Raw genomic sequence first — 3,651 nt, 5'->3', positions numbered from 1 at the left:
CGGCCAGAGCAGACGCCACTCCAGTTCGGTTACTGCGAAGCGCATCTCGGTGCCATGCAGGTGACGCGCAAGCTGAGACAGAGACGCGCTACCCCAGTTGATGCCACCCGGCTGGGCGGCGCTAGTAACCGGGCTACCCAGCAACACCCGATAGCGCGCAAAGGAAAGGACTTTGAACCCGTTTTGCCCCGGCCGTCCCAGATAACGTTGGCCATCCACCAGCACCAGAGTCAGGGCGCCATCCTGACCGGGTTTGATCTCCCCGTAAGTCGCCGTCGCCAAATCCAGTTGATCACCCTGGGCGATGGACAAAAATATCTCGCGGAAGCGGTGACTGTTTTTACCCACGGGTTGCCCTACATAAATAACCCGACCGCCGGGTAAATTCGTGAAACTGCCGGGCTGCAGCATGGCCTCGGCCGTGGCATTGGCCAGGCGCACAGATTCGGACTGTAACTGGCGCTGCGCGCCAGGCGCCCAGGAAAGAGACAAAATCAATTCCAGGCAAAAGACGCCCGCCGCAACCGCCGCAACGGACGGCAGAAGTCCTGACAGCCCGGTACCTGTACTGCGAATGGCCACCATCTCATTGGAACGATAGAGGTTACTGAACACCAGATAAACCGCGAAGAAAAAGGCCAGAGGCAATACCATGACCAACAGCGTAGGTACTGCCAGACCCAGCAATTGCAGTACAATCGATAATGGCAACTGCCCGGAAGCGACTTGCCTCAACAATTGGGTCATCTGGCCGATAGCCAGGATGGCAAGCACCACCAAGCAGGTCAGCAGAAAAGAGGTCGTGATATTCCGCACGAGCTGCATACGGATGCGCGTCAAGCGGGCAACCCCTGAGGATTACTCGCAAGACTTGATTCCCGGTGCCCCTGGGGCTTATTTTCCATCTTTAACATCATCTCGAATTCCTTGCTTACAGATTATCAGGAGAACCGCCGTGGAGATAGCCGTACAGTGCCAGAACCCAACCGCCGACAACAATGACTGTGTGGTCGTCGGAGTGTATGAAGGCGGCACGCTGAGCCCCGCCGCCACGCTGATTGATCTGGCCAGTGGCGGCGCCCTCCAGGCCCTCATCAATACCGGAGATTTTAGCGGCGCCTGTGGCGAGACGCAGATGCTCTATCAGGTTCCGAAAATTGCCGCTGCACGAGTGCTTGTCCTGGGCCTCGGTACCCATGGCAAGGTCAAGGATAGTCAGTTTCGCAAAGCCGCACTCGCCGCCGCACACGCTTTGCAGAATGCCCGCATCAGCCGCGTCAGCTTACACCTGCTGGATACCCCTGTGGTCCGCCGTTCCGCATCTGCACTCGCAAAAATTCTGGTTCAAGCGATGGCGGAAGTCGATTATCACTTTGACCAGCATAAAAAGCCCGCGGACAAGCCGCAACGGGCCTTTGGCACCATGCAACTCATCGTTTCTGAAGGCAACATTGCCGAACTGGCAGAAGTTCAGCGTGCCGCAGCGGAAGCCCATGCAACGGCACGGGCTGTCGCATGGGCCAAGGATCTGGCCAACGAGCCGGGAAATGTCTGTACCCCTGTCTGGCTCGCCGGGCAAGCGGAGGCCATGGCCCAGCGCCTGGGCATCAAAAGCACCATCCTCGGTCCGGATGCCATGGAAGCCCTGGGCATGCATTTGCTCCTCGGCGTCGCCAACGGATCCCGACAGCCGCCCCGGCTGATCATTCTTGAATATTGGGGTGGCGCCGAGGATCAGGCACCTATCGTCCTGGTCGGTAAGGGGCTCACCTTTGATGCGGGCGGTATCTCGCTGAAGCCCGCCGATAAGATGGACGAAATGAAATATGACATGTGCGGCGGGGCTTCAGCCTTGGCGGCTATTCAAGCGGCAGCGGAACTTAAACTCCCGCTGAACGTTATTACCGTGGTGCCCGCTTCAGAGAATCTGCCCGACGGACAAGCCACCAAGCCTGGTGACATCCATAAGAGCATGAACGGCCTGAGCGTGGAGATTGTGAACACCGATGCCGAGGGACGGCTGATCCTCGCGGATGCCTTGACCTATGTTGAGCGTTTCGAACCCGACGCAGTGATCGATATTGCCACCCTTACCGGCGCCTGCGTCATCGCTCTGGGGCACCAGACTGCGGCCGTGCTCGGTAACCATGAAGGGCTCGTCCATGAGCTTATTGCCGCGGGCAAGGAAAATATGGATCGGGCCTGGGAGCTGCCGCTCTTCGACGAATACCAGGAGCAATTGAAGAGCCCCTTTGCGGACCTCTCCAATGTCGGAGGCCGGCCAGCAGGGACCATCACTGCCGCCTGCTTTCTCTCGCGCTTCACCGAAAACTATCATTGGGCGCATCTCGATATCGCCGGGGTGGCGTGGAAGAGCGGCGAGAACAAAGGTGCGACGGGCCGCCCGGTGCCATTGTTAGTAGAGTATTTGCTGCGACGGGCGCGGCAGGTGGCCTGAGAGGACCACAGCTTGCCCATCGCTTCGTTTTATACCCTGCCGCCGACTCTGCTCACCCCGTACGAGCGGCAACGCGGCATGTGCCGGGTGATTGCTAAAGTCTGGCAGGTCATGGGAGAAGCAGATATCCTGTGCCCGGATATGGAGACGGGGCAGGTCATGGATGATCTCCTTTGGACTTTCCAGGCTGGTGCTTTTGTGCCCCATGTCCGGGGTACAGGAGAATCAATACGCATCCATGATGGCGGCGTCTGGCCCCCGCAGAGTAAGGCATTAGTGCTCTGCGGGCTGGACGAATTGCCGGCACCTGTCCCCGCATGCGAACGGCTTGTCGACTTCATTCCTGTCGCAGAGCAGCCTCGCAGCTTCGCCAGAGAACGATACAGACAATTGAAGAATGCGGGGTTCACCATGCAGGTGCATCCCCTGGAAGCCTGACCGGAGACATGCCCATGGCAAGCATAACGACACGTAAAGAACCCGTTCTTGAAGAGCAAAGGGACGCCGATGAAGACGGCCCATTGTTGCTCACCCATCTGTTGCGTCAGGGGCTGCCTCCACAACTTTGGCGGCATACAGACGACGCGGCGCGGGAGGCAGAAATTCCACCATCAGAGACCGAGGTAGAGGCAATGCGGGAGGATACTTCAGCGCGCCCCCCAGAAACGGTGGCTTCAGCCGATCCTGCTGCCCGCTTTTCAATGCAATGGGAGGAGGCTGCCGCAACAGCCACTTATGAGGCTGCGGTGTCCTCTACAGGATATGCTCAAGCCAATCCCCATTGGCTGGAACCCGATGCAATGACGCCAGAATCGCTGCAAGTGCCGGAGACAGTGAAAGAACATGCTCTCGCCAGCGATCCCGTCGCGCCAGCAGTTCCGACATTTCCCGTAGATCTCGACTTTCTCAAAGACTTCGAGGATCTGCTTTTCCAGGGGATTGAACGAAGAATAATCAATGAGATAGAAGATATGGTGACACAGCACCTGCAAACCGTCTGGAAAGAGCAGGTCAGCCTGACTATCATGCGAACCCTCGCGCTGGAGGGCATCAAGTTGCGCGAAAGCCTGGCTGGAGATATTCGCAAAGCGCTTCCGGAAATACTGCAGCGTGTCCTGCACCAAGGTCTGGACCAGTTCAACGCCTCGGAAATTGAGTAATACACCCTATTATGACTGACACTCTGGATCGCC

The 3,651-nt window shown here is 58.0% G+C and carries 4 protein-coding genes; 3 read left to right on the top strand and 1 reads right to left on the bottom strand.

Annotated features, from left to right (window positions below):
• The coding region (locus AC2VNK_RS06510; protein WP_486883223.1) for an LptF/LptG family permease at positions 1–840 on the bottom strand (840 nt) is incomplete at its 3' end.
• Between the two features lie 115 nt (positions 841–955).
• Here AC2VNK_RS06510 and AC2VNK_RS06505 point away from each other — a divergent pair.
• From AC2VNK_RS06505 to AC2VNK_RS06495, 3 genes are read left to right on the top strand one after another with little or no spacing between them, the layout of a single operon-like run.
• The gene (locus tag AC2VNK_RS06505; RefSeq protein ID WP_486883222.1) at positions 956–2,458 is read left to right on the top strand and encodes a leucyl aminopeptidase; all 1,503 of its coding nucleotides are present in this window, start codon (positions 956–958) and stop codon (positions 2,456–2,458) included.
• 12 nt (positions 2,459–2,470) lie between these two features.
• Positions 2,471–2,896, top strand: coding sequence for a DNA polymerase III subunit chi (locus AC2VNK_RS06500; RefSeq protein WP_291524009.1), 426 nt, complete (start codon positions 2,471–2,473; stop codon positions 2,894–2,896).
• A 14-nt stretch (positions 2,897–2,910) separates the two neighbouring features.
• The gene (locus AC2VNK_RS06495; RefSeq protein ID WP_291524007.1) at positions 2,911–3,618 is read left to right on the top strand and encodes a hypothetical protein; all 708 of its coding nucleotides are present in this window, start codon (positions 2,911–2,913) and stop codon (positions 3,616–3,618) included.
• Positions 3,619–3,651: the final 33 nt, after the last annotated feature.

It is taken from the genome of Acidithiobacillus sp. TH-A35, assembly GCF_057473505.1.
This window is presented reverse-complemented; position numbering and strand designations above follow the sequence as displayed.